Origin of the sequence: Dyadobacter sp. CY327 (assembly GCF_021390415.1) — a bacterium.
GTDB lineage: Bacteria > Bacteroidota > Bacteroidia > Cytophagales > Spirosomataceae > Dyadobacter > Dyadobacter chenhuakuii.
In genome coordinates, this window is sequence record NZ_JAJUXJ010000001.1 from 883,013 (window position 1) to 908,978 (window position 25,966).

The following is a 25,966-nucleotide window of genomic DNA, read 5'->3' on the forward strand; positions in this document are numbered from 1 at the left end:
AATACTATAATCGTTGGATTTAATTTTGAAGGATCTTCTTCATTGTTATAGTACGTGTAAGTCGTATGTTTAGTCAATTGGCCTTTTGAGTCGAAAAATTTGATCGTGCTCAGATTATATTTTCCACTGCCATTATTCATGTAAGAAAATTCCTGACGAATATTGGGGGTTACTTTCCTTGTAGACTTTTTCTAGGCGCCCTTCTGGATTATATTTATATGTATATATTTCTGTCGATCCATTCTTAACGTGATGACTTTCAGCGCACTTTCCATCTGAATTCAACTTGTAGGCCGATGTCTCGATTAGTTCATAATTAGAAGATTTGCGAGTTCTTGCGTATATTATACTAATATTATTGTAGTCATAATCGGTGTGTACGCCTGAGCCTGTGACGGATTCATAGCTGATTAATTTATTAAGCCCTGAATAACTGAGATTTGTCGCTCCGTCAACGAGTAACCGTTTATAAAAGAGTGCGAAGTTCGCCTTTTCATTATTTAATTCATTCGCTTGTTTAGTAACTGGGCTTACATTTGCTTCTTTCTCATTCTGGCAAGCGCCAAGCATACCAGCAACAACAATTGCCTTTGTAATTGCGGATAGATTTTGAAGTAGTTTCATACTGTTCATAGTTGTGTTTTGGAAATTTATTTTAACCGGGACAAGTTATCGCTTGATTATGCCTAAGCAAGAATAAATGGCTGAGTGGTTAGCTTCATTTAATCTTCGGCGAAAAGTGAAGTGGTCTGTAAACGTTTGCTGACAGACCACTTTATTTAAAAAATCAAACTACTGGCCTATCATTACAGCCTGTGGTGTAGTTGAGTATTTTCGCTCAACTTTTGACAATATCTTCCCAAAATCATCTTTTGTTATAAAATCATATGTTGTAATTTCTCCTCCCAAGCTTTTTGCTGATAAATTGTAATTGAAAACTGGGTATGGATAAATGATCTGCCCAACAAATGCTTTATGAACCGTTTGTTTTAAGACATATCTGCTGAATTTGCCAAATATTGGTAGGTATGCGCTATTTGCTTCCGCAAGTCCTACTGGATTTAAAGGATTAGCTTCAAGCGAAGTTTCGTATACGTTACCACTACTATTGCTTTGCGCTACGAACTTGCCGTTGGCGTGTTTAAAAATAATTTCCTTCTCTTTTTTGTCATATTGATCATAGAAAGTGATCTTGCTTAGAGATTTTCCCTGCAGGCTATTGTCGGCATCTTGTTCGTATTCAAATACCTGGCGCAGCTTAGGAAGGGATTTGTGATACACCAAGGTAAGTTGGTTCAGTTCATTGTATACATAAATGTAAGTTCCTCCAATAACTTTGTCAGTGGCAGTATGTACACTTTCAACACATTGCCCTTTCGCATTCAAAGTATAAGTAATGAAGTTTTTGTATACCGTAATCCCATTCGTTTTGAGGGCACAAGTAATATTGTTGCCGCTGTAAGTGTACTCTTTGAGCCATCCGGCGCCATCCAGTTCTTTCACCAATTGGTTTCTGATTCCGGAATAAGTAAGCTTGGTTCCGCCGTCTTTAATTAGATATGTAATAGCTGTTTTTGCATTTGCATCCTTTTCCTGCTCGACCGATGTTGCAGGAGATACAACAGCATCTTTCTCATTTTGGCAAGCGCTCATCATGGCGGCTAGAACGATCGCTTTTGTGATTGCTGGGGCATTGTGAAGTAATTTCATAATGTTTGTGTTTTGTTAAAAAATTTTACTGCATCAAACTTATCGCAAGCTTGCTATGGAAAGAAATGCGTTGGTTGAATGGTACGGTTGGATGAGCCTGCGGCAGAATGGATCATCCAAATTAGATTGCCCAAATAGTAATTTGACAGGTTATTAGTAGTAGTAATTAGTGGGCTACGGATTGAAAACAGACGCTGGTATTTATAGGATGAGTTGCTTACAATCGCTCAATGGCACCATTTTTTAATACATATAGGAAAAGAAAGAAAAAATTATGAAAGCACTTACAGGTTCAGGCAGGCAATATGTTGAAGACATTGCTGCGAAATATAATCTTAAGACCGAGAGTGTTGAGGCACTTTTGCGTGCTGTGATCAGTAGGAACGGGACAATGGCCCAATTTAACATTGCCGAATTGGGTGGTTCGGGACAGTGGATGAAGGGAGGGATGACCATGATAGGGGATATGTTTAACAATTCCCTCAAGAGCACAGTTGATAAGCTTTGCAGCGAGCTGTCGGAGCAGATCTCGACGAGGGTTTTATACGAGGAGTCGGCTGATGAACAAATTGAAGATTGCTCGAATGTGCAGCGCCAGGAAATCGGCGCATCGTCTAGCAGGGATGGTTCCTGGCCTTCAGTTTTCGGAACTCCTACTGCGAGCGGTTCCCAGAATAATTTTCGTTACGCCTATTTTGCGCCAGTGAGAAGGCTGGTTATTGAAGATAATGGTAAACGGACTATTTATGACACGAAACATCACCACATTACCGGCATTGCGCAGCAGCAGGGAGGTGGGAATTCGTATACATTTACGAGCCAGGATGGTTCGGTCGACTTGCGAAGCTTGGCCCTGATATCCGAACCGGGCGAACAGATACAGCCTACACCGGAAATTGCGTATGACGTTACGTCTAATGCCGATTTGAACGCTGAAACGGTTGATCTGAGTGCTGCTGACCGAAAGGCGGCTGATCGCAGCCCGCAGGACATTATCATTGCTACTATTGAAAAGATAAATGTTTTGTTTGAGAAAGGACAGATTACAGAGGAGGAGTTTAAAGCCAAAAAGCAAGAGCTGCTTTCGAGGTTGTAAGTTCGCTTCGTTAAGATAATATTGAAGGGCCGGGAAAGTCAATTTCCTGGCCCTTTTGCGTGATGATTGTTATTCGCGTTATTTGCGTGAAAATTGCACCCATGTTATTCGCGCAGATTTCAAAAATAACGGACCCCATTGTCGTGAAGCTGGACAAATGGTTTGACGAGAGCATTCGGTTTGTTCCTAACCTTGTCATTGCGATCCTCATCCTAGTCGTTTTCCGTTTCCTGGCGCGTTACGGAAGTCGGTTCATGGAAAAAGGCCTTGCCAGGGCTTCTCAAAATATCGCGCTGGTAAGTCTTATTTCTGCAATAACGCGTATTGCCATTGTGATGACTGGCTTGTTTTTCGCACTTGGTGTTTTGGGGTTGGATAAAACAGTGACGTCGTTGCTGGCAGGAGCGGGGGTGCTTGCTCTGGCACTTGGGTTTGCTTTTCAGGATCTTACCACCAATTTTATTTCCGGCGCATTCATCGCCATTCAGCGTCCTATCAAAGTTGGTGACGTTATTGAAACCAATGGATTTACGGGCAAAGTGCTTTCCATAGGTTTGCGGTCTGTTAAGCTGGATAATTTCGCCGGCCAGCTTGTTGAACTTCCAAGCAAGGATATTTTTCAAAAACCCATTGTAAACTTTACCAATTCAGGCGATCGCAGAGTGCAGCTCGAATGCAGCATCAGCTACAAAGACGACCTGTTTGTTGTAGAAGATGTCGCGCTCTCAGCCATCAAACTCCTCCCTTTTTTAGACAAAAAAAAGCCAGTCGAACTCAACTTCATCCGGTTCAGCGAAAAAAGCATCGACTTTGAAATCCTGTTTTGGATCGACCAATCAAAAATCGGCCCTGGTCCTGCAAAAAGTGTCGCTATGAAGGGCATTAAAAAGGTTTTTGATGAAAATAACATTGCGTTCCCGACGCCGGCGCGGCCGGTGGAGCTGTTGCCTTCGCTGACGAAGGATTAGCGTTAACCGTAATTTTCTTACACCCTCTGGATAGCTCACATTCACCGGAGGCTAATTGCATTCGTGCTCTTAAATGGCTTGTGCTATCCTTTGCATTTCAGTACAAAGGATAGCACAAGCTATCTTTTATTTAGCACATTTTAACCCGACTTTTTATGCAAGAATTCTATCCAATGACTTGGAAGGAAAAAGTGAGACATGCCCTGTTTCGAAAATCCTTGTTAACGCTGGCCTTGTCCATTTTATCTTTCTTATGCTATTCGCAGCTCTATTATTTACCTAATGAAAAGCCGGGTCCGTTTGGAACAATGTATGCTCCGCAGCACTATAAAATTCCAGCTGGAAAAACTTACTATCATGACAAGGTCCCTTTGTATGCGACCAAATATCTGCGAGATCCAAATGATCCAACATCAACCTCGGTTGCACTATGCTCGTTTAAGGATGAATTAAAAGGGTTGTATAGTAATACAGAAGTTATCGGTGAGGGTATCGATCCGGTTAACGGCGTGGATAAAGTTGCCTTACTTTTTGCATCGCCCTTAAGTGCAAAGGGGCAAAATGGGCCATTCAACACAATGGAATTTTTAAATTCCTTATCAGCCGACTTTACACATCCGTATCCTACGGTACATGGAATCAGTGCTTTGGCTCATACTCAGGAATTCCATCGTATGACATATGATCTTTTTGGTTGGAAAGGAGTCGATATTGGTGGCTTAAAAACGGTTACAAGCGTCATTACAAACTCTCAGCCGACAGCTGTAACTCAGTTTGACCCAGCCATAGTTGCTTATAATGTAGGGCAGGGATTATCCAATCCATGTTTGACCAGGGATGTGATAGGTCACGAGCTTACACACCTTATTTGGCTGTCAGCTTGGGGACCAGGTCAGTATAACAAGGAAAGCAGTTCGCTAGGGGAAGGTTTTGCAGACGTAATTGGTAGTGCCCTGAAAAACTATTTTGCCGTTCAGAACACACCAGGAGCAGGTTTTGCAAATCCTGACTGGGGATTTCTGATACAAGAAATGGGGCTGGATAGCAAGAGAAATTTTTCAATTTCACCTCATTTTTGGTCATTGCCTGAGTGTTACAAAGGATTGTTTTGGAAAAACCCAGATGAACCTGGATTCGATTCACATGGCAATGGTATGGTTCTCAGCAAGATCTTATTTCGGATGAACGTTGGGGAGACAGGTTATATTGATCAGAACCCCGCAAACGGAACTTTCATTGTATTGCCGCTTATTCCAAACAATCCAGCGGCAACTTATGAACTGTCATTAAAACTCTTTTTTAAGACATTTACGGAGAAACTCTCATGGTCATCGACATTCCCTGATGTCCGCGTCAAAATGCTGGAAGTGGCAGAGGAAATGGGATATGGGGATGGCTCGCATGTTTACCAACAAATTAAAAATGCTTTCAAGGCAGCTGGAATTGGCGACGGATGGGGTTTCGCTAATCCAAATTGTGTTTCAGGTCCAAAGACGCTTGCGCAAGGTTGGAATGGATCAGTCCCAATTAACGTACAGGTTACAGGTCTGGACAATGACCCCCAAGGTAAAAAAGCCCAATGGATTGGAGATTGTCAGGATGTTGATGTTTTAATACTTACGGAAATTTTTAACCCAATAAGTCCCAACGCTCCCTATTATCCAATTGATCTGGATAACGATGGCATTTATACTATTGATAATAATGTATCTCTGTCTAAATCGATTGTTAGTCTCAATCATGGTATAAGAGCAAGTGTGGACCATTTTGCTAAAAAGTTCAATTTTATAGGGCTTAAGGGCACAAGTAAATTTATTGAACACCTTATTGGCTCTCCGAGTCCTGACTTTATCCCAGGAGCATATCTTGCTCAAATCAAATCTGATTCAGATCCTGCAAAAATGACCTTGGATCAAATTGCAGGAAATTACTTCGCGGGAATTTATAACACGGTAAAAAGTATACAGCTTCCCGAATCCAAAGAGTCAATTGCCATTCGCAAGGCGTTGATAGACATTTTTGGCTTAGAAATCAGCAATGAATATCGATTATCGAAAGGTGACGAAGCGTTGTGGACGATCGGGTCAGAGCTATTTGCGGACGGCAATTACTTGCGCAGTTTTTCCGACCCAAAAGCAAAAGGGCAATTAAATTTTTACAACGGAAAAAACTGGGACGTTGCAAACCCTGATCAGATGGCGGGAGTTTGGACACAATTTTATTATTTAATCTCCAAGGGGACCCCGTTGGGCGGCTTTGCTAATGAAAAGGGTCAGACCCGCGTTTTTACCGGGCTTGAAGAAGGTGTTCCGGAAAAGATCATGTTTGCTGCTTTCCTATATTTTCTTCCCTCAAACCCAACTTTTGACGATGTAGTCACCGCTATTCAATCTTCAATTTTGTTCCATGGCTACAAGGAAACATCAGGAACCTGGAAGAAATGCAATGATGCACTCACCTGCGTAATTGGCAAAGAATTTGTTCCTCAACCTAAATTATGGGCGGTTGATGCGGATGGTAACGAAGTTAAAGTGGTGGATCCATTTAATGCACAATTTCGCTCAGACGAATATTTCCCGGACAAGATCGAATATCGCCTGTTCGAAGTTTCCAAAGATGTAGCATTCAACGATTTGGTATCACCGGTTTACCGCGCCTTTCAGCATACAACCGAGGTGTTGCTTCCTTACATTGATGAAAAAGACCCGGGTAAGCGTACAAATACTGCCAAGTTTTTCTTAGAAGAAGGGACATACTACGTCAGAACCAGGCTTTATGCCGCTGGCGGGCCGGGTTGTGCGAGCTCGTTGGGTGGAAATCTGGAATGTCGTGCCCTTGAAAAGATGGTGAACAATTGGAGCCCGGTGTTACAAGTAACAGCTGCTCCGATTATTACAAAACCAATCAGCCCATTGGAACTAGATAAGCTCACAGCCTGGAAAAGCGTCTTTGAGTGGCAGGCGACACCTGGTGCTGCCGGTTATATTCTGAGAGTGACCGATTTGACAGGCAAAGTGCCTGTGCAGGATGTTCCGTTGGAAGCAACCGGTGATGAGGCAGAAGCCAAGGAGCTTGCGTTGGCTAAGGAACGTGATTATAGCTGGCAAATCACAGCCACACACAAACTCGGTTCAGAAGAGGGTGTTACCTGGGATAAGGGGTTGAAAAAATTCGTACAAACTGGGCTGACTGATACGGACATTTTCGGCACCTGGACTGATCCAATGTCCTTCCAAACCGACCTGCCGGAATCGCCGTTGCTGGTTCCACCCGGTCCTGCTGACCAGGAGCACGTTGCCCCCTTCGGAGAAGATATTCTGCTTTCGGCCAAGCAAGCACCCGGTGCCACCGGTTACCGTTACCATATCCAGGACAAAACGGATGACAGGAACCTGCCGCAGGTGCTTTATGATCACGAAAATCTAAGGCTTCCTGATGTCTCGGATGGTAAAGTATATACTTGGGCATTTGAGCCATATAGGGATGTCACGTCTCCATTTATTACTGAAAAAGAGTTCGGCAAAAAGTACTTTTCGACTTTTGTGGTTGACTATGCGCTGATTCCGGCACCAAAGTTGCTGCTGCCTTTTAACGACGCAGTTTTCAAATATGATAAAGCAACGGAAGTCTTTTCATGGTCGCCCGTTGCAGGCGCAGAGGAATATGATGTTTATTCTGATTTTGTTGAAGATGAAGTCCATGATAATTATAATTCTACGTCTGAGACAAGTATGCCCAAGGAAGTAGGTGGTGATCCTACCGGCACAAAGGGCGGGCACAAATGGCGTGTAAGGGCAAAAGCGAAAGATGAGAATGGTGATTGGATCGTAGGGCCATATTCACCAATGTCATTTTACTGGTTGAGGCCGCCAACGACAAATCTTAAATATCCATCCGAAGGTGCTCAAACTGTAGACAACGATAAAGCTGAATTCTCCTGGTATGAACAATGGGCCCCGGCAGGGCATTTATTCCGATTGTATAAAGGCAACCAGAAGATATTTGAGCAAGTCGTTTTTGGCACAAGTATTACACTTTCAAACCTAAACGTAAACACTGATTACACCTGGGATGCCCCGGCTATGACCCAAACCCCAACGGCAACCCACTTTCCCGAAACCTACACTTTTGGACATTTTAGAACTGCAAATGCAGAAGAAGAAAAGGAGGATGGAGAAAACATCAAGGAGTATGATCCTAATGAGGTTCAGGCAGAACCAGAACCGAATGATCCAAATCAGGATTCTGACAAAAACTTTTTACCGGTACTGGGCTTCACTGTTGACGTTACAGACAGTGAAACAGCCGCCACACCTAACAGTTACAGCTATACTTTGACCGTTACGAGTAACAAAGGTTATCACAGGCAGTGGACTGGCTATGTAAATGGTGTAGGAATCCCATTTGTTCCAGAAGACTTGACGGGATCAAGCGCTAACGGTGATTTGTCAGAGGAAACGGCTATGTATAATTTTGATATTGAAATTACTGACCTCAACGGCTTTGACGATGATTATGCTGCAACGCCATCGTATCAATTTTGGCTGTACTTATATGATGGGCTGCCGGCTACTCAGGGCCTTAAAATGCCCCTTATTGAAAAGATACCGCTTTCTGGTGCATTTGGTGGCCGATGGGTTGGGTCTAGCATCAACTTTGACTATGAATATATTTACACCACTAAAAAACCTTGAACATGAAAAGGATCATATTATATACTTTATTATTACTGGTTTTCAGTGCAGTTGAGACGCATGCCCAGGACAAAATTATCAGAAGCAAATACGGTTTAACAGTTTATCCCGTAAAAACAACATCAAACCTGATAACCGTTTATCCAAATCCAGTGGCATCTTTTGTGTCCTTCAAATCAGTAAGGCCTCTCGCGGGATTTAATGTCGAAGTGTTTGATAAAAGTGGAATAAGTTGTGTAAAGAAGGAGCGATGGACAGGCGAGAAACTTGATGTATCCAGACTGCAAGCTGGAATCTACATTGTGAAATTTACGAAAGGCAAAGAGCATTATTCGCAAAAGCTGGCGGTCGGAAGAGAAATGCAATTGAATAATTAGTAATCTTCACAAAAAAGGACTTCCCAAGATAACCTGGGAAGTCCTTTTAACAGTGTCTGACCATAAGGCCAAATCCAATATCAATACCGATAAGTCTCCGACTTGAACGGCCCCTCGGTGCTAACACCAATGTAAGCCGCCTGCTCGTCTGAAAGCGTTTCCAGTTTCGCACCTACGTGCGCTAAGTGGAAGGCTGCTACTTTTTCGTCCAATGCTTTTGGAAGTACGTATACTTTTTTCTCGTAAGCTGCAGTGTTGGTCCAAAGTTCGATTTGAGCCAATGTCTGGTTCGAGAACGAGCAGGACATTACGAATGATGGGTGGCCCATTGCGCAGCCAAGGTTTACCAAACGGCCTTCTGCAAGAATGATAATGTCTTTGCCGGCAACAGAATAAATGTCAACCTGTGGTTTGATCTGTACTTTTGAATCGCCATAAGTGGAGTTCAACCAAGCCATGTCGATTTCGTTGTCGAAGTGACCGATGTTACATACTACCGCTTTGTCACGCATTGCCAGGAAGTGACGATCTGTAATGATCTTATAGTTTCCTGTTGCTGTTACAAAAATGTTCGCACGCGTTGCAGCTTCGTCCATTGTAACCACTTCAAAACCGTCCATTGCAGCTTGAAGCGCGCAAATTGGGTCGATTTCAGTAACCAATACGCGGCATCCTGCGCCACGAAGCGATTCTGCTGAACCTTTACCAACGTCACCGTAACCTGCTACAACTGCCACTTTACCAGCAAGCATCAAGTCAGTTGCGCGACGGATCGAATCTACAAGCGATTCGCGGCAGCCGTATTTGTTGTCGAATTTAGATTTTGTAACCGAGTCATTTACATTGATTGCAGGCAAATGAAGCGTTCCGTTTTTCAAACGGTCGTACAGACGAAGAACGCCGGTTGTTGTTTCTTCTGAAAGTCCTTTGATGTCTTCGATCAATTCAGGATATTCGTCGAAAACCATGTTCGTAAGGTCACCGCCGTCGTCCAGGATCATATTCAATGGCTTGCGGTCTTCACCGAAGAACAATGTTTGCTCGATACACCAGTTGAATTCCTCTTCGTTCATGCCTTTCCAAGCGTAAACCGGGATGCCCGCTGCTGCGATTGCCGCTGCTGCGTGATCCTGCGTTGAGAAAATGTTACATGAAGACCAGGTAACCTCAGCTCCTAATGCTGTCAATGTTTCGATCAAGACCGCAGTCTGGATCGTCATGTGCAAGCAACCGGCAACACGTGCACCTGCAAGGGGCTGTGATGGACCGTATTCAGCGCGGATTGCCATTAAACCTGGCATTTCAGCTTCTGCAAGTGTAATTTCTTTACGGCCCCATTCGGCCAAAGTGATGTCTTTTACCTTATAAGGAATGTACGTTTCTGTTGACGTTGCCATTATTTGACAGTTTAGTTAATATCTTTATTTTAATACAAAACTAAGTAGAAAAACCACGGACGGGAAGAATTTTAGATACAAATTGTGATTTTGTGCGTGAATTTGGATGTTTTATCTTCCTATCGTGCCCTATTGCTCAATTTGTAAGTGAGTATCGGCTCAATCCACATGCCTGGCAGATATTTTGTCTTAACAGGGCTGAAACTATGGCTTTTATGCTGTTTGTCGATCTTACGGTGATCTTTGTCGACAATGTTTTCCGGCTCGAAAAATAGGCGCTGAATTATTTATATTTGCCTATGCGCCCAAACGTTTACCCTACTCATCAGACCCGACTTAGGGTTTTGCAGCATGCCGCATTCTGGATCGCAGTCCTGGTTATCCTGACACTGATTTACGGAGCGGGAATGCCGGATTATTGGATTGCGATTGGGGTTGTTGCCTTGTTTTTGCCTATACACATTGCCTATTTTTATTCGATCGGGTATGTTATCATTCCGAAATTTTTCAACAGGAGAAAGCGGATCGAATTTTTTGTCCTGCTCATTGCCGCCGTGCTGCTATCCACGCTGGCGTTCCGGTTAATGGAAATTTTTGTTGCTGATCCCATCATTTACGGCGCAGTTAGAAAAACGGACCCGACATTTGTCTGGAAAAAACTGGAAGGGGATTTATGGCGGCAGCTTTCGAAACCGGTGTATCTGATCAGCGCATTCGAGCAGACCAATATTTTTGTGTGGATCGCCTTATCGGTTAAATTTTTTAAAATGTGGTTTGAAAGAAGACAGGCGGCGATAGAGGCTGAGCTGAACTTTTTGAAAGGTCAGTTACACCCGCATTTCCTGTTTAACACACTCAATAATCTCTACGCATTAACATTGAACCAATCACCGCAATCCCCTTCGGTAGTGATTGGGCTGGCAGAAATATTGCGTTATATGCTTTATGAGGCCAATACGGATGTGGTTGATTTAGAGCGTGATATAAGCATTGTCGAGCGCTATATCGAGCTGGAAAAAATCCGTTATGAAGAACGCTTGGATATTAATTTCAGCATCAATGGTCTTTCCGGCGAATACAAAATTGCGCCGCTCCTGATCCTTCCATTAGTTGAAAATGCATTCAAACATGGCGCCAGCGAGCAGGTAGGGCAGGCGTGGATTAATATGGATCTGCGGGTCAAAAACAATTTTCTTAAATTTAAAATATCAAACAGCAAACCCGAACGATCAGATTTGAAAGACAACCGAAGCCATCATGCAAGCATCGGCTTAGCCAATGTCCGGAAGCGCCTGGATATCTTGTATCCGTCTGCATATCAGCTCAAAATCCTGGAAGAAGATGAGGTTTTCGCAGTGATTCTGGAATTGGAATTGGATAAGAAAATGGAGATAGCCTGATGATTAAAATCAAAGCAATTTTGGTCGACGATGAGCCGCATGCCATTGAAGTGCTGGACAACTATCTCCGGAATTTCAGTGAAATTGAGATCGTTGCGCGATGCCAGGATGCCATTCAGGCTTTTCAGGTGCTGCGGCAGCGGGAAGTGGATCTGATGTTTTTGGATGTGAAAATGCCTGGGTTAACCGGGACTGAACTGTTAAGAAGCCTCAAAACGCCCCCAAAAGTGGTTTTTACAACGGCTTACCAGGATTATGCTGTGGAAGGTTTCGATTTGAATGCAGTCGATTATTTGCTGAAACCTATCCCGTTCGAGCGATTTTTGAGGGCTATGGACAAAGTTTTCACAAGCTTGAATGTCACCAATCAGTCCGTTTCCATCGCGCAAAAAGCCACTGTAAGTAACCAGGACGTATTTTTGTATCTCAAAGTGGATAGGAAAATGGTGAAGGTCAATGTGAATGATATCTTTTGGGTAGAAAGCCTTCGTGATTACATTAAGGTGGTTTTGAAGGACAAAGTTTTGATTACAAAACAAAAAATCAGCCTGCTGGAAGAGTTGCTTCCCGAAGACAGCTTCATCCGCGTGCACCGGTCGTTTATTGTGGCGGTGGATAAAGTGGAAAGTTACCATGCTCACAAAATCGAAATTGCCGGGAAAGAACTTCCCATCGGCCGTAATTTCAGGAATGATTGTCAGCGACGCTTCAAGCTGACTTTTTAGCAAACGGTAAAAATTAGCGTCTACTGACGCCTTTTGTCGATAAAACCTGCTGTTAATCGACAGTAATTTCTCACGTCGCTATTTCGACTTACCATTGCACCGCCATTGAGCCGATGGCGAAAATCAGTGTCCAGTTAATTCAAAATAGCCATGTTAAAAAGTAAAAGAATTCTGCTTGCCCTCTTTTCGCTTGCCCTTTTCGTAGCAAGCTGTAAGGAAGATGAAGACGTAAAACCAGGCAACACGCTTGCCGCCCGCGCCGGTGCGGACCAGAATGTGAAGGTCGGTGACATCGTAACCCTCGACGGAAGTGCTTCGACAGACAGCGAGAACAAACCATTCGATTTCCGGTGGACGTTTACCAAAAAACCTGCCGGGAGCACGGTAGCGCTGAGTTCAGCAACGGTTAATAAGCCAACATTCAAAACGGACCTCCCCGGTGAATACGAAGTTGAGCTGACGACCAGCAATGCGAACGGCGAAAGCAAAGACAAAGTCCTGATCACAGCAGCTGCTATTCAGCCGATTGTGCTGGATGCGAACATTAATGCAAAAACCACATTGGAAGACCGCATTGATAATCCTGACCTTCCCGACTACATTGCTAACGGCAATGTAGCAGTGAATGCCGAACTGACAGTGAAACCCGGCGTGGTCATTGCATTTGCAAGGGACGCGCGTTTCGAAGTGAATGATAAAGGTGGGATATTGCTTGCATCCGGCGAGCCTAACAAACCGATCCGCCTGATAGGCCAGGAAGCGAAGAAGGGCTTTTGGGCTGGCGTGATTTTCCGTTCTGCAAGCAGTGCCAATACATTGGAAAATGTGCATGTGCTGCATGCGGGCAGTAAGGTGCTTTACAGCGGAATAAAAGCTGGTATGGCCGTTACGGGCAGTTCCAAGGCAGAATTGTCAATCAAAGACTGCCTTTTTGAAAAGAATGACGGTTATGGTTTGTGGGTTGAAGATGCTGTTATTTTGTCCGCATTTGCTTTCAATGTGTTCAAGGACAACACGGAAGCGGGCATTTTGCTGACTGCCAGAAACGTTGCGAAACTGGATCCTAACTCCGTTTTTACGGGTGGAAACGGACGGAATGTGGTGGAAATATCTGCATCGCAGCTTCCCAAGAGTTCTGCCGGGGAAATTGTTTGGCAGGGTTTCAAAGACAAAACACCTTACCGCGTCCTGGAAAGCCTTACGGTGGATGCAAACTGGAAATTATTGCCAGGTGTAATCATTGAAATGTCAGCAGGCGCCAGAATGTCCGTTGACAACGGTTATATCAACGCAAAAGGAACCCAGGCTTCGAAGATCATTATCAGAGGCGCCGAGAATAAGCCTGCTTACTGGAGAGGGCTGATCTGCTTCTCGACCAGTGCAATGAATGTATTCGAATATGTGGAAATATCCGGCGGCGGCAGCACAGCGCTGGTTTCGGGTAAGAAAGTGAACATTGCCGTTTACGGAAGTCAGGCCAGTTTCCAGATCAAAAACTCGAAAATCTCGGGCAGCGGCGGATATGGTGTTTATGTGAATTATCAGGCTAACGTGAATGAAGATATTGAGACCGCGAACACATTTGCGGACAATGTTGAAGGCAAAGTCCTGAAAGAATAATAATGATGAAGCTCAATGTAATGCTCGCGGCCACGCTCATGGTCGCGGGCATGCAATACACGATGAAGTCTCCAAAAAGACCATTGCGGCAACCTTATCCCGCAACCGGTTTTTGGGTGACCGAAAGCAAGCCCGGGAAAACCGGCACGATCGTGCGGTATTATGCAAACAGCAATCACCTTGTTTCGACAGTCGCGGAACCTGCAAACCTGGATATTACCAAACTTTCGGTTAGGAGATATTTGAACAAAAAACTTGCCGGAGAGCTGTCAAGAGATACGACAAAAGCCTCAATTCACAAACTGTATGAAACCAATTGAGTTAATTTCCGTGGTGCGGATCGTTGGCATTGTGCTTTACTTTTTCATTGCTGCACAAGGCGCATTTTACCATTTTGGTTTTGGCAAAGCATTGTATAACATTCCGTCCGAGGACTTTATCGTGCTGCGTAAAGCCGTCGATCCGATCGTAAGGGGCAGATTCAAAGTGCTTTATCTCTCGGCATTGGCGATCATGTTCATCTGGTTTCTGATGAGTGATAAAAGTGCGGGATTCCTTTCCTATGCGCCCGTTTTGCTGGCCTTCCTGCTGTTAGTGGCTGATATGGCGCTGATCGTCAAAGTTAGCGAACCAGTTAATGCATCGATTAACAGCGATACGCTAAGCACAGCAGAATTTTCAACTGTAAGATCTGAATGGCTGAAATTCATCATGATCAGGGGCTATTTGTCCATTGCAGGGTTTTTCTTGCTCCTGATCCATCTCGTTTTCAAAGTCAGGTAATGCAATTTTAATACGTATAACATTATCCGTTTCCATGTTTCATTTTTTTACAAAAAAGCCATGTTAAATAAAATTCAACCTTCTATTAGAAACGCCCGTCAGGCAAGGCAGGCATTTTTCGCACTGGCCATCTCGGCGCTCTCATTCGCATCCTGCAAGGACGACAAAGGCAACATTAAGCCAGACGACGGCAACCCGGCGACGGAAGACAAAGCATTTCTGCCAAACAAAGACGAGGTTTACACATACAGGATCTCCGACAGTGACGGCTCAAAAAGCAGCTCCACAATGAAAGTGGTCAGTGTAAAAGATTCCTCGGGCATTTCGGTTTATAACATTGAAAATGAAATCAAAGAAGGAAATGTTTATGTTACCACCAGAAACCGCGCATTCAGCAAAGATGGTGTGACGACTTATGAGTTGTTTTACGAAGATGCAATCAATTCTCTTTATGCTAACACGGAGGAATTCGCTACGATTGAGAAAGTTACGATGAAAGGTTTTCCGCAGAAGCAGGTTATGGAAAACAAGGGCACTGTGGGCAGCAACATTACTTTCAGCAAGGAACCCATGGAAATCGGTCTGGAATTGTTGATCCCGATTGACGAAAACGACTCCATAGAAGCAGATTTGGAAACCAAAATCACCTATCTGGATGGAAAGGCGACCAAGCAAGAAACGATCACAACCCCCGCAGGAACATTCAATTGTACGAAATGGGAGTATAAATATGAGATGTATCTGAAATTATCGAGCCTTTTCATCCCGGTTGAAGAGAAGGAATTTGTGTACAACGTTGAGCTGTGGACAGCGCCCGGCATCGGCATTGTGAAAACCGTCGAAACATCCGATGACGACGTTTCTACCACAGAATTGCAGAAAATCACCAAGTAATGAAACAGATTTCATTCCTATTTCAATGGGCGCTTTTGGTGCTCATTGCGGTGGCCTGCAAAGATTCCGGAAGCCCCTCGCCGGATGGATCGAGCCCGGAAGAAGGGTATACCACCGGAAAAATCACGAGTACGGACGGTTCGCCCATGCCAGGGGTGAAAGTGGTGGTCGATAACACAATGTTCTATGCTTCCTACTCAATCGGCTCGTCGGATGAGAATGGGAATTATAAAATCCAGTTGCCGAAAGTGGGCACATTTATGGCGTCCGCTCATATTGTGAAAAAGTACAACGGCAAGGAATATGAAATGGACCTGCACCCCGATGTGTATGAGGAATTTAGCATTGACGGCGCGGTCAGGAATTTTCAATGGAAACTTACGGGCAGGCGGCCGGTAGAAGCACAAGGTTATTATGGTGTCACGATCGAGGTCAATAAAGACGTGATGAGCAGCATTTATGACTCAGAAAACATTGAGTTCACGCTCATTCCGGTCGGCAACCTGATTGACGGTTCGAAAGGTAAAACCTTAAAATTAAAGCATGGTAAGCCGTTCACTGATGAATACGGGAAACTGGTTGACATCCCGCTTGGGCGATACACGATGACCGCCTATTACAACGGCGAGGCTGGCAAAATGCCATTGAAACTTAGAAAGCACTTTTCTGAGGATGCATATGAGAGCGAGATCACCATTGATCTTGAGCCTTCGACAATGTGGGGGAATAACATTGCTTTCATCAGCTATTCAGAATAGAAGAAAAAATCCCAAGTCGTGGAGACAGGATCGCCAGGACTTGGGATTGTAAAAGTTACGGAGTAAAGAGTAGTAGTGCAGACTTCCCGACCCTTTTATGGGACGGGAAGTTTTATTTTACACCAATACTGAAAAGCTTTTAAAAATAGCGCCAACCCTAACCGCGTCGAAAATACGCGCAGGTGTTCCGCCATGGTTCAGCACCGACTGTTCATGTGAAGTCACGCACATTTCGCAGCCGTTCAATGCAGAAACCACAAGGCTCAGCAGTTCAAAGAATTCTTTACCCAGAACCGGGTTTACCATAATGCTCATTTTAATTCCGGCAGGAGCATTGTCGTAAAATTCCTTGTGCATGAAGTGCCTGAAACGATAGAAAACGTTGTTGGCATTCATTAAAGAAACGCAGGCTGTAACTTCTGCAATCTCCTTCTCGTCTGCGCCTTCTGCTTTCGCCAATTCTTCAAGAGCTGTGATCAACGCTGCATTTTTCTCATTCACAGCCACTGAAAGCGCAATCAGCAATGCTTCTTTACGGTTCAATGTCTGAGATTTCAACACATTACCAACATTAATCTTCAAATCTTTAAGATAACGATGGTCCAATGCCGCCAGCTTGTTGATCAGCACGCTTTCGAATTCAGCTGGCAAATTCACTTCTTTATACAGGGAATCTTTCGTATTTCCTGTTGTTGCGAATGGATACATTTGGTTTTTGATTAAGCTAATGTTGCTTCTCCTTTAACCCAGTTGCAAGGGCAAAGTTCGTCTGTTTGCAAAGCATCCAGAACGCGGATTACTTCACCAACATTACGGCCAACAGAAAGGTCGTTTACACTCACCCAACGAATAATTCCTTGTGGATCAACGATGTAAGTTACACGGTAAGCGATTTTTTCGTTTGCTTCAAGAATGCCCAGTTCTTCTGCCAATGACTTGGAAGTATCAGCCAGCATCGGGAATTGCAGGTCGCGAAGATCATCGTGGTTTTTTCTCCAGGCCAGGTGAACAAATTCGCTGTCCGTAGAAGCACCGATCAGCATTGTATCGCGATCCGCGAAGTCTTCAACGTGTTTGCCAAACTCAGCAATTTCAGTAGGGCATACAAATGTGAAATCCTTTGGCCACCAGAACATTACCATCCACTTTTCAGCGTTTTTGTGATCCTCTGAGGTAATATCGTAGAATTCGTTTCCTTTCTCAAGAGAAACAACAGATGTTTTTTTAAATGCAGGGAAGGTAGATCCCACGGATAAAATCCTATTTGACATGATATGCGTTGATTATATAATTTGTACTTTTTAGTGTTACAAAACTACAACCGCCGCTCTCAGAAGGCAACTTTTCGCCTGGTACTATATCAGGAAAGAGTTGTTAGAATCAAATGAATTTGATTTTATTGATTAGAAACTAATATTTATCAATTTTGTCAATAATAGGATAGATTCAGCCAATATAATTTAACTAATAATTACTTAAATTATAAAACTCATTCAGGCATCAGGTTCAGTACCGTTTCCAGCGCCATCCCGCGCGAGCCTTTTATGAGCATGTATGTATTTTCTTGCGGGTTGTCCATAACCCAATTATGCAGGGAAAATTTGTCGGGAAAATAATAGGCTTTCGGCAGTGCAGGCAATGCATGCTGCATTAAGGAGCCGGCCAGAATCACAATGTCAAATTTGTGCTTCGCGATCTGTTCGCCCAGTGCCAAATGTTCTGCCGGAGCAGCCTCGCCAAGCTCAAACATGTCGCCCAGGATTAGCATTTTCCTTGGCGCATCAATCGTGGCAAAGTTGGCAACAGCAGCCGACATGGAGGATGGGTTGGCATTATAGGCGTCCATTATCACCGTGTTACTTCCTTTTTTTACAATTTGCGAACGGTTATTGTCGGGTTTATACGTTGCCACGGCTTCATTGGCATCGCTATCTTCCACACCAAAATATTTTCCAATGGCCAGCGCGGCGCACATATTGTCGAAGTTATACTCGCCCGTCAGCTGCGTAGAAACAGTTTTTCCATTGTTTTGATAAATTACAAAAGGACTTTCCTGCACCAAAACAGGATTAACCGCAGCATTCTCCGAGCAGTAAAACACAATTTCTCCAAAAGCCCGGCGCTTGCTCGCCATTTCCATGATTACGTCGTCCTTGGTGTTGACGAAAACGGCGCCCTTCTTTTTGGAAAGAAAATCGAAAAGCTCTCCTTTTCCTTTCATAATGCCCGCTATTCCGCCAAAACCTTCCAGGTGCGCCTTGCCAATGTTGGTGATCAGGCCGTGCGTGGGAATGGCAATGGTGCTTAACAAGGCAATTTCCTGCTGATGGTTTGCGCCCATTTCCACAACCGCCATCTCGTGTTTCTGCGGATCAATCGATAGGATGGTCAGCGGCACGCCAATGTGGTTGTTCAGGTTTCCCTTGGTTGCGTACGTGTTGTATTTCATGGATAACACCTTCGCAATCAGCTCTTTCGTTGTAGTTTTTCCGTTCGAGCCGGTTAATGCGATCACCGGGAAAGTGAATGTTTTCCGATGATGTCTTGCCAGGTCCTGTAATGCTTCCAGCACGTTTTCAACCAACAAAAATTGCTCGTTAATCACAACTTCCGGATCGTCCACCACGGCATAAGCGGCGCCTTTGCCCAATGCCTCGGCCGAATATTGATTGCCGTCGAAATTGTCACCTTTTAATGCGAAAAACAGACATCCCTCGCTGATTTTGCGGGTGTCGGTTGAGATCACAGCGCCGTTTTGGAAGTGGTTATAGAGCGTTTCGGTTGAAGTATACATGAAATCTGGAATCAATATAAAGTAATAAGCGCTTATTTCGTTAGGTTTAAAAGCCCGATCAGTAAGCCCTTTAACCTGCAAAACTAACAGATTATTCCTCAACGATGCGAACGAAATTTACCTCCTTTTTTCTCTTCCTTTTTTACATTATAACGCTTACGAATGCTTTTTCACAAAAGTCATGGTTTAAAATTGACACCCTGACCAGCGTAACATCCAAAGGCGTGAAACTGACCAATCCCTGGGCCGGTGGTCTTAATGCCTCGCAGTTTTTGAAAATGCATTTGAACAATGATGCAGACGAGGATCTGGTCGTCTATGATCGTACAAACAGCAAGATCACCACATTCCTGACCGCTGCCGACCCGCTGAACCCGGGCAAAAAGACATTCATTCATGCACCTTATTACGAATCGCTTTTTCCAAAAGCAGATAACTGGATGATCCTGGCCGATTATGACGGCGACGGTCATAAAGATCTGTTTACCAGCACTTCGCTGGGAATCAGCGTGTACAGACAGGTAAAAACCGCGCAATCCTGGACATTCAGGCAAATGCAGGAAGTGCTTTATACCAAAGGTTTTTCAGGAAATATCAATTTACAGGTTTCCGGAACGGACATTCCGGGCATTGTGGATGTGGACGACGACGGTGATCTTGACTTGTTGCTTTTTGATTTTTCGGGAAATTACATTGAGCTGCACCAGAATCTGAGCATGGAAAAATTTGGCAAGCCGGACAGTCTGGGTAATGCTCAAAATCCCGTTTTTCAGCGTAATGGTGATTGCTGGGGCAATTTCCATAAAGGCACAAATGAGGGCTTTGATTTTGGATTAGATTGTGGCGTCACTATCAAATCGGGTAACCGCGAAATGCATGCCGGAAATTCTATTCTGTTGCAGGACTTGAATGGGGATGGCAAAAAGGACCTTTTGGTAGGGCACGTCAGCAACACGCACGTCTCTTTCCTTACCAATGCAGCAAGCGGATTGATCGGAAATTTCACTGCTTATACCAACACATTTCCGGCCGTCAATCCTGTGCAATTGCATATTTTTCCGGCTGCGTATATGGAGGATGTAGATTTTGATGGAAAAAAAGACCTGCTTATTGCGCCCAATGTGGCTTCCAATGATGGTAATCTTACTGATTTCAAATCTTCCGGCTGGCTTTATCACAATGCCGGAACGGATAGCAAGCCGGATTTCAAGCTTTCGAAAAAGAATTTCCTGCAAGATCAAATGTTGGATGTCGGTGAAAATGCAGCGCCCTCGTTTTTTGATATCGATGGGGACGGCGATCTGGATTTGCTGGTCGGCACCGGCGGCGTTCCGGGTCAAAGCGGTTTTAAGGGCAGTTTCTGGCTTTTGAAAAACACCGGGAATAACACAACGCCTGCTTACGAAGTCGAGTCGGAAAATTATCTGAATCTGGCTTCGGTATTTGCAGTTTACAACATTAAGCCGCAATGGGCTGATTTCAATGGAGATGGGATGATAGACCTCGGTTTTGCAGCCACATCGACTACAACATTAAAACCCGAATACCGCTACATTCCTAACAAAGCGCCAGCTGGCGCGCCAGCGCAATTGAACCTGGCCGATGCCGTAACTATTGCCTTGCCGACCGAATCGCAAACGGGCGATTCGCCACATTTTTACGATGTGGACGGCGACGGCGACCTGGATTTGCTGGTAGGCAAGACGCAGGGAAATTTATATTATTATGCCAACACGGGAACCAGCAAGCAGTTCACTTTCAAGCTGGAAAGTGATGCTTTTGCGGGTGTTAGCATCAGTTTCGAAGGCCGCTCACCGCAACTGGCCGTAGCAGATTTCGACCTCGACGGCCGTGCAGACCTGATTACTGCGGATCATACCGGCAACATTCGCCTTTTTCACGGCGCTGAATGGGGTAAATGGACAGCGCGCGAAACATTGCTCGTTGAGCAAAACGGAAAAGTTGCCGCACCAGCATTCGGCACTTATCTGTCAGTGGCCATTGGGGACTATAATGGTGATAAAAAGCCCGATATCGCTATTGGCAGCAACGCAGGCGGGCTCCGGCTGTTAACCAACATTGTTCCTGTGACCATTACGGGCAACGAACCGGGCGCAGGGCCATTGGTGAACGTTTTTCCAAATCCGGCAGCCAACTATTTGAAGATTAAATCCTCAAAGCCCGCCACGTTTGACATTGTCAGTGTAAGCGGCAGGAAAGTCGTCCAGGATCAAAAGCTGAATGCAAATGTCGAACAGGAAATCGTCACGCAACACTGGTCTGCGGGGTTGTATTTGATTGAAATAAAATCGGGAAACAGCCGTGTAGTGAGGAAGGTGATGGTGGCAAATTAGCAAGTAGATAGCCGCAGGAAAGCTCTTACAAGATAAAATTCAATTTCATGCAAGCTCTTCTCGGCGTAATTTTCCATTTTATTGGCGGTTTTGCTTCCGGCAGTTTTTACATTCCATACAAACAAGTCAAAGGCTGGGCCTGGGAATCCTATTGGATCGTAGGCGGACTTTTTTCCTGGCTCATTGTTCCTCCGCTCGCCGCTTATCTGACCATTCCGGGCTTCACAGATATCATTGCCGCAACCGATGGAGGAATTTTACTAATCACCTACATTTTTGGTGTTTTGTGGGGAATAGGTGGGCTGACTTACGGGTTGGGCGTCCGCTATCTCGGTGTTTCGCTCGGAAGTTCCATCATTCTCGGGCTTTGCTCCGTTTTCGGTGCCTTAATCCCTTCCGTTTACTACCAATTTTCACCCAGACCGGGAAAAGATACGATTTCCGACTTGCTGACAAACAGCTGGGGGCAAATGGTCTTGCTGGGTTTGCTGGTGTGTGTGATTGGCATTGTCATTTGTGGCAAAGCAGGCGCGATGAAGGACAGCGACCTCAAAAAATCAGGATATGTAGCCGATGATAAAACGGAATTTAAAATCGGCCTAGGGCTTACCGTTTCCATCATTTCCGGCGTATTAAGCGCTTGTTTCGCATTCGGGATAGATGCAGGAAAAGTAATGGCTGAGGAAGCCAACGCAGCCTGGAAAGCGCTGAACCCGGATCAGGGCGAGTTTTTATTTCAAAACAATGTGACTTATGTCGTAATCCTTTTGGGCGGGCTTACCACCAATTTTATCTGGTGCATGCTGCTCAATGCGCGCAACAAAACATTCGGCAATTACACCGATTCCCGCACGCCATTGCTATCCAACTACATTTTCTCCGCCCTAGCCGGCACGACCTGGTTCCTGCAATTCTTCTTTTACGGCATGGGCGAAAGCAAGCTGGGCAACGGTCCAAGCTCGTGGATCCTGCACATGGCATTCATCATCCTGGTTGCCAATTCCTGGGGGTTAATCCTGAAAGAATGGAAAGGAATTAGCAAAAAGACGCTTACAATGATCATTTCGGGCATTTTGGTGATTGTGTTGTCTGTTTTGATAGTTGGATATGGTAATTATTTGAGGGAGTAGTTTCGACGGCATTTCAGTAAATGGCAGTAAAATTGACTTGCTTTTCTTTTTTATAATAAGAAATCTAAATCCTTGATAAATGAGAACAATTGCAAAACAGCTAAAATGGCTTTTCCTGATCCCGGTTTTAATGCTATCGGGCTATGCGTCGCAAGCGCAAACCAAAGCGAAACTCGGCAAGACTGTCTCATTTAAAAAACAGGTTTTAGTCAACAAATTCATTGCCGAAGGAGCAGCGATGGGGGATGTGAACAAGGACGGCAAGAAAGATATACTCGCCGGTGCATATTGGTTCGAAGCGCCCAGCTGGAAAGCGCACGAATTGGCCAAGCCGGATTCATTTATCGTCAATGGGGGTTATAGCAATTCTTTTCTGGATTTCGCCATGGACGTGAACCAGGACAGCTGGATCGATCTGATCAGAATTGACTGGCCGGGCAAGGCTGCCGTCTGGCATGAAAATCCGAAGGGCAAGCCCGGCCACTGGCCCACCCATGTGATCCATTCTTCGGTAGGAAACGAGTCGCCCATGCTGGTGGATATGGACGGAGACGGTCGTCTGGACTTGCTATGTAATGATCCGACGGCAAAGAAAGTGATCTGGCTGCGTTGTCCTGCTGAAAAAGGCAAAACAGAATGGGAAAAATTCACGATCAGCAATGATCCGAACATTGCCACACATATGTACACGCATGGCATCGGTTACGGGGACGTCAATGGCGATGGCCGTAAGGATGTTATAGTCAAAAACGGCTGGTGGGAAGGTCCCGCAGAAGGGCCGGCTAAGGTTGAAAAAGATGCAGACTGGAAATTTCATCCCGCTGATTTAGGAAAGGATTGCTCTCAAATGTACGTTATGGACCTCAACGGCGACGGCTTGAACGATGTTTTAAGTGCATCCGCGCATGATTATGGCATTTGGTGGCATGAGCAAGGCAAAGACGAACAAGGAAACGCCACATGGCGCCATCATACCATCGACAATACATTCTCTCAGACACACGGCCTCGCTTTGGCAGACATCAATGGCGATGGCAATATTGATTTTGTAACGGGAAAAAGATACTTCGCCCACCACGGAAACGATCCGGGTGAATTTGAGCCTGCTGTTATTTATTGGTTTGAATATAAACCGGGAAAAGTCCCAAGCTGGACCAGGCACGAAATTGACAATGACTCAGGTGCGGGTCTGCATGTCACCGTGGAAGATCTGAATAAGGATGGACTGCTGGACATTGTAACAGGAAACAAAAAGGGCGTCCGCATTTTTACTCAAAGCCAGTAACATGAAATTCGGTATCAACACCTATTTGTTCTCTTCGCCGTTCACGAATGAAAGCGTTTCCTTCTTTCCAAAGTTCAAGGAATGGGGTTTCGATTTCGTAGAAATCGCCGTTGAGGAGCCATCGAACATTGATGCCAAATATGTCAGAACGGTGCTGGATGACAATGAACTGGAATGCCGTTCCGTATGCGCAGCAACCGGCCCGGGGCGCGACCTGCGCGGCACCCGAAAAGAGCAGGTTACCTCATTGGAATATGTTCAAACATTGATTGACATTGCCCCGATCCTGGGAAGTCAGCTGGTTGCCGGGCCTGTTTATTCTTCTGTCGGCAGGGCGGATCTTGTTCCTGACGATAAAAAGGAAAAGCAATGGAAAACAGTTGTAAAAAATCTCAGAATCCTCGCTGATTATGCTGGTGAGCGAAATGTTAAGCTGGCGTTAGAGCCTTTGAACCGCTACGAAACCGATTTCATTAACACCTGCGAACAGGTGCTTAAATTAATCGCCGACGTAGGAAGCGACGCGCTAATGGTGCACCTCGATTCCTTCCACATGAACCTGGAAGAAAAGGATCCAGCCCTAGCCATAAAAATGGCCGGATCCAAACTAGCCCTTCTCCACGCATCCGGCAGCGACCGCGGCACCCCCGGCGGCGACCAGATCAACTGGGACCGAATCTTCGCCGCCCTGGACAACATCAACTACCAGGGCGACATTGTTATTGAATCTTTTACGCCGGATGTTAAAGTGATTGCCAAGGCCGCTTCGATATGGAGGCAGGTCGAGCCTTCGAAGGAGGCGATTGCTGTGGATGGGTTGCGGTTTTTGCGAGGGTTGGCGATATGACTTATTTTTGAGTTATTGTTTAAAGAGAAATCTCCCAGTAAAACAGCCTACGGTCATAACCAAAGTTTCCGACGTATAGTAGGAATCTGAGGTTATTTGAGCAAATATTTGATCATTCTGCTCCAACTGGATAGTAGTGGAAATGGAGCAATGTCCTTGTCCTTCTCCAGAATCATTGTCAAAGTCAATAAACGACGTTTGTCCATTACGAATCAAACCCAGTTGTAAACCTGTTGCGAAGGAACAGTCACTACATGTCCATCCTACAGAAACGTCGAATTGATAAATTCCATTTATCGGTACAATAAACGTGCTGTGAGGTGAGCCACTAATATCATTATAATTATTTCCTAAATCATAATTTTCATTGGCAAAGGGTATTTTAATGTTGTCATTAGGCAGTACGTTTTGATTGCCGTTTCCAAGTATCCCACTCGCCCGAAAAGCCACATCCCTTGAAACATTCTCCCAAGTAGCATTCCCAACCGCATCCGACATGAGCACCTTCCCATTTCCAGGCGACTGCCCGGGGCCTGCGATTTTCATTGGGCCGCTTACTTCCAGGGCTTTTCCAGTCTCGTCTGCAGCGGATGCTAAAACCCCCGTGCCCTCGGATGCTGAATGTCCAACAACACCTTTCCCGGATAATGTTGCACCCCTTACTCCGATTGCGTTTGCAGCAATCCCACTAATACCAACTGACGTGCCATTCCCGTCGTTATTATTAATCAGAAACAGCGGGCCATTATTTGTGCCAAGTTGCGAAAACGGGAGCGCCAAACTTGCGCCTCCACCGACCAGGCTCCAAACCGGACTGGCCGCCGTTCCGGAATTATAGTAAAATCCCACTTTGCCAAGTCCCGCATTCGTATTATACACCAATAGCGCTGTTGCAGGATTTGGAATGGTGGCATTGTCTGTTAGGGATTGGAGGGAAACTCTTGGGATTAGTAGTCCTTTGTCTGTTCCTACAATGTCCAGGGCTGAACTGGGATCGGGTTGTTGGGTGTTGATACCGACGTTTTGTGCGAAGATGCCTGGCCCGTATGAAAATAGGATCGCTGATAGTGCAAGTTTGCCAAAAGTCAGTTTTAGCTTTTGGTTGCTGAATGATGGTAGATGGAATGTGCTCAT

Annotated in this window: 22 protein-coding genes; 15 read left to right on the top strand and 7 right to left on the bottom strand. The window is 44.9% G+C overall.

Features of this window, described 5'->3' with window-relative positions; translation table 11 throughout:
• Window positions 1–132: 132 nt before the first annotated feature.
• Both LZG74_RS03795 and LZG74_RS03800 read right to left on the bottom strand, forming a co-directional pair.
• Window positions 133–624, bottom strand: a complete 492-nt coding sequence (locus LZG74_RS03795; RefSeq protein ID WP_233795274.1) for a hypothetical protein — start codon at window positions 622–624, stop codon at window positions 133–135.
• A gap of 168 nt (window positions 625–792) precedes the next feature.
• Window positions 793–1,710 (bottom strand): hypothetical protein, encoded by a 918-nt coding sequence (locus tag LZG74_RS03800; RefSeq protein ID WP_233795275.1) that lies wholly within the window; start codon window positions 1,708–1,710, stop codon window positions 793–795.
• Between the two features lie 274 nt (window positions 1,711–1,984).
• Here LZG74_RS03800 and LZG74_RS03805 point away from each other — a divergent pair, with 274 nt between their 5' ends.
• The 4 genes from LZG74_RS03805 (at window position 1,985) to LZG74_RS03820 (ending at window position 8,845) form a co-directional block, all read left to right on the top strand.
• A complete protein-coding gene (locus LZG74_RS03805) occupies window positions 1,985–2,806 on the top strand; it encodes an SHOCT domain-containing protein (protein ID WP_233795276.1) in 822 nt (273 codons plus the stop codon).
• A 101-nt stretch (window positions 2,807–2,907) separates the two neighbouring features.
• Window positions 2,908–3,774 (top strand): mechanosensitive ion channel family protein, encoded by an 867-nt coding sequence (locus LZG74_RS03810; RefSeq protein ID WP_233795277.1) that lies wholly within the window; start codon window positions 2,908–2,910, stop codon window positions 3,772–3,774.
• A gap of 155 nt (window positions 3,775–3,929) precedes the next feature.
• Window positions 3,930–8,468, top strand: a complete 4,539-nt coding sequence (locus LZG74_RS03815) for a M4 family metallopeptidase (RefSeq protein ID WP_233795278.1) — start codon at window positions 3,930–3,932, stop codon at window positions 8,466–8,468.
• Between the two features lie 2 nt (window positions 8,469–8,470).
• On the top strand, window positions 8,471–8,845 hold the full coding sequence (locus LZG74_RS03820; protein WP_233795279.1) for a T9SS type A sorting domain-containing protein: 375 nt from the start codon (window positions 8,471–8,473) through the stop codon (window positions 8,843–8,845).
• A gap of 80 nt (window positions 8,846–8,925) precedes the next feature.
• Here the strand turns inward: LZG74_RS03820 and ahcY are convergent, their stop codons facing one another.
• Window positions 8,926–10,242: an adenosylhomocysteinase gene (gene ahcY / locus LZG74_RS03825; protein WP_233795280.1), complete on the bottom strand. Its 1,317-nt coding sequence runs from the start codon at window positions 10,240–10,242 to the stop codon at window positions 8,926–8,928.
• 299 nt (window positions 10,243–10,541) lie between these two features.
• Here ahcY and LZG74_RS03830 point away from each other — a divergent pair, with 299 nt between their 5' ends.
• The 7 genes from LZG74_RS03830 to LZG74_RS03860 all read left to right on the top strand — a co-directional run bounded on the left by LZG74_RS03830 (window position 10,542) and on the right by LZG74_RS03860 (window position 16,422).
• A complete protein-coding gene (locus tag LZG74_RS03830) occupies window positions 10,542–11,642 on the top strand; it encodes a sensor histidine kinase (RefSeq protein WP_233795281.1) in 1,101 nt (366 codons plus the stop codon).
• Complete coding sequence (locus tag LZG74_RS03835) at window positions 11,642–12,367, top strand: LytTR family DNA-binding domain-containing protein (RefSeq protein WP_233795282.1); 726 nt, start codon at window positions 11,642–11,644, stop codon at window positions 12,365–12,367. Before LZG74_RS03830 ends, LZG74_RS03835 begins: the two co-directional genes overlap by 1 nt.
• 150 nt (window positions 12,368–12,517) lie before the next feature.
• On the top strand, window positions 12,518–13,987 hold the full coding sequence (locus LZG74_RS03840; protein ID WP_233795283.1) for a PKD domain-containing protein: 1,470 nt from the start codon (window positions 12,518–12,520) through the stop codon (window positions 13,985–13,987).
• 2 nt (window positions 13,988–13,989) lie between these two features.
• Window positions 13,990–14,307 (top strand): hypothetical protein, encoded by a 318-nt coding sequence (locus LZG74_RS03845; protein ID WP_233795284.1) that lies wholly within the window; start codon window positions 13,990–13,992, stop codon window positions 14,305–14,307.
• A complete protein-coding gene (locus LZG74_RS03850) occupies window positions 14,294–14,770 on the top strand; it encodes a hypothetical protein (RefSeq protein WP_233795285.1) in 477 nt (158 codons plus the stop codon). Before LZG74_RS03845 ends, LZG74_RS03850 begins: the two co-directional genes overlap by 14 nt.
• A gap of 60 nt (window positions 14,771–14,830) precedes the next feature.
• Window positions 14,831–15,664 (top strand): hypothetical protein, encoded by an 834-nt coding sequence (locus tag LZG74_RS03855; RefSeq protein ID WP_233795286.1) that lies wholly within the window; start codon window positions 14,831–14,833, stop codon window positions 15,662–15,664.
• Window positions 15,664–16,422 carry a carboxypeptidase-like regulatory domain-containing protein gene (locus tag LZG74_RS03860; RefSeq protein ID WP_233795287.1) on the top strand — a complete coding sequence of 253 codons (759 nt, stop codon included), beginning with the start codon at window positions 15,664–15,666 and terminating at the stop codon, window positions 16,420–16,422. Before LZG74_RS03855 ends, LZG74_RS03860 begins: the two co-directional genes overlap by 1 nt.
• A 117-nt stretch (window positions 16,423–16,539) precedes the next feature.
• Here LZG74_RS03860 and LZG74_RS03865 read toward each other — a convergent pair whose 3' ends face one another.
• The 3 genes from LZG74_RS03865 to murF all read right to left on the bottom strand — a co-directional run bounded on the left by LZG74_RS03865 (window position 16,540) and on the right by murF (window position 19,216).
• On the bottom strand, window positions 16,540–17,130 hold the full coding sequence (locus tag LZG74_RS03865; protein WP_233795288.1) for a carboxymuconolactone decarboxylase family protein: 591 nt from the start codon (window positions 17,128–17,130) through the stop codon (window positions 16,540–16,542).
• An 11-nt stretch (window positions 17,131–17,141) separates the two neighbouring features.
• A complete protein-coding gene (locus tag LZG74_RS03870; RefSeq protein ID WP_409013377.1) occupies window positions 17,142–17,681 on the bottom strand; it encodes a peroxiredoxin in 540 nt (179 codons plus the stop codon).
• A gap of 230 nt (window positions 17,682–17,911) precedes the next feature.
• The gene (gene murF / locus LZG74_RS03875) at window positions 17,912–19,216 is read right to left on the bottom strand and encodes a UDP-N-acetylmuramoyl-tripeptide--D-alanyl-D-alanine ligase (RefSeq protein ID WP_233795289.1); all 1,305 of its coding nucleotides are present in this window, start codon (window positions 19,214–19,216) and stop codon (window positions 17,912–17,914) included.
• A 104-nt stretch (window positions 19,217–19,320) separates the two neighbouring features.
• Between murF and LZG74_RS03880 the strand changes: the two genes are divergently transcribed.
• From LZG74_RS03880 to LZG74_RS03895, 4 genes are all read left to right on the top strand, one after another.
• On the top strand, window positions 19,321–21,570 hold the full coding sequence (locus LZG74_RS03880) for a T9SS type A sorting domain-containing protein (RefSeq protein WP_233795290.1): 2,250 nt from the start codon (window positions 19,321–19,323) through the stop codon (window positions 21,568–21,570).
• 47 nt (window positions 21,571–21,617) lie between these two features.
• A complete protein-coding gene (gene rhaT / locus LZG74_RS03885) occupies window positions 21,618–22,700 on the top strand; it encodes an L-rhamnose/proton symporter RhaT (RefSeq protein ID WP_233795291.1) in 1,083 nt (360 codons plus the stop codon).
• A gap of 79 nt (window positions 22,701–22,779) precedes the next feature.
• On the top strand, window positions 22,780–23,985 hold the full coding sequence (locus LZG74_RS03890; protein WP_233795292.1) for a VCBS repeat-containing protein: 1,206 nt from the start codon (window positions 22,780–22,782) through the stop codon (window positions 23,983–23,985).
• Window position 23,986: 1 nt separating this feature from the next.
• A complete protein-coding gene (locus LZG74_RS03895) occupies window positions 23,987–24,832 on the top strand; it encodes a sugar phosphate isomerase/epimerase (RefSeq protein WP_233795293.1) in 846 nt (281 codons plus the stop codon).
• 12 nt (window positions 24,833–24,844) lie between these two features.
• Here the strand turns inward: LZG74_RS03895 and LZG74_RS03900 are convergent, their stop codons facing one another.
• Window positions 24,845–25,966 carry a C1q-like domain-containing protein gene (locus tag LZG74_RS03900; RefSeq protein WP_233795294.1) on the bottom strand — a complete coding sequence of 374 codons (1,122 nt, stop codon included), beginning with the start codon at window positions 25,964–25,966 and terminating at the stop codon, window positions 24,845–24,847.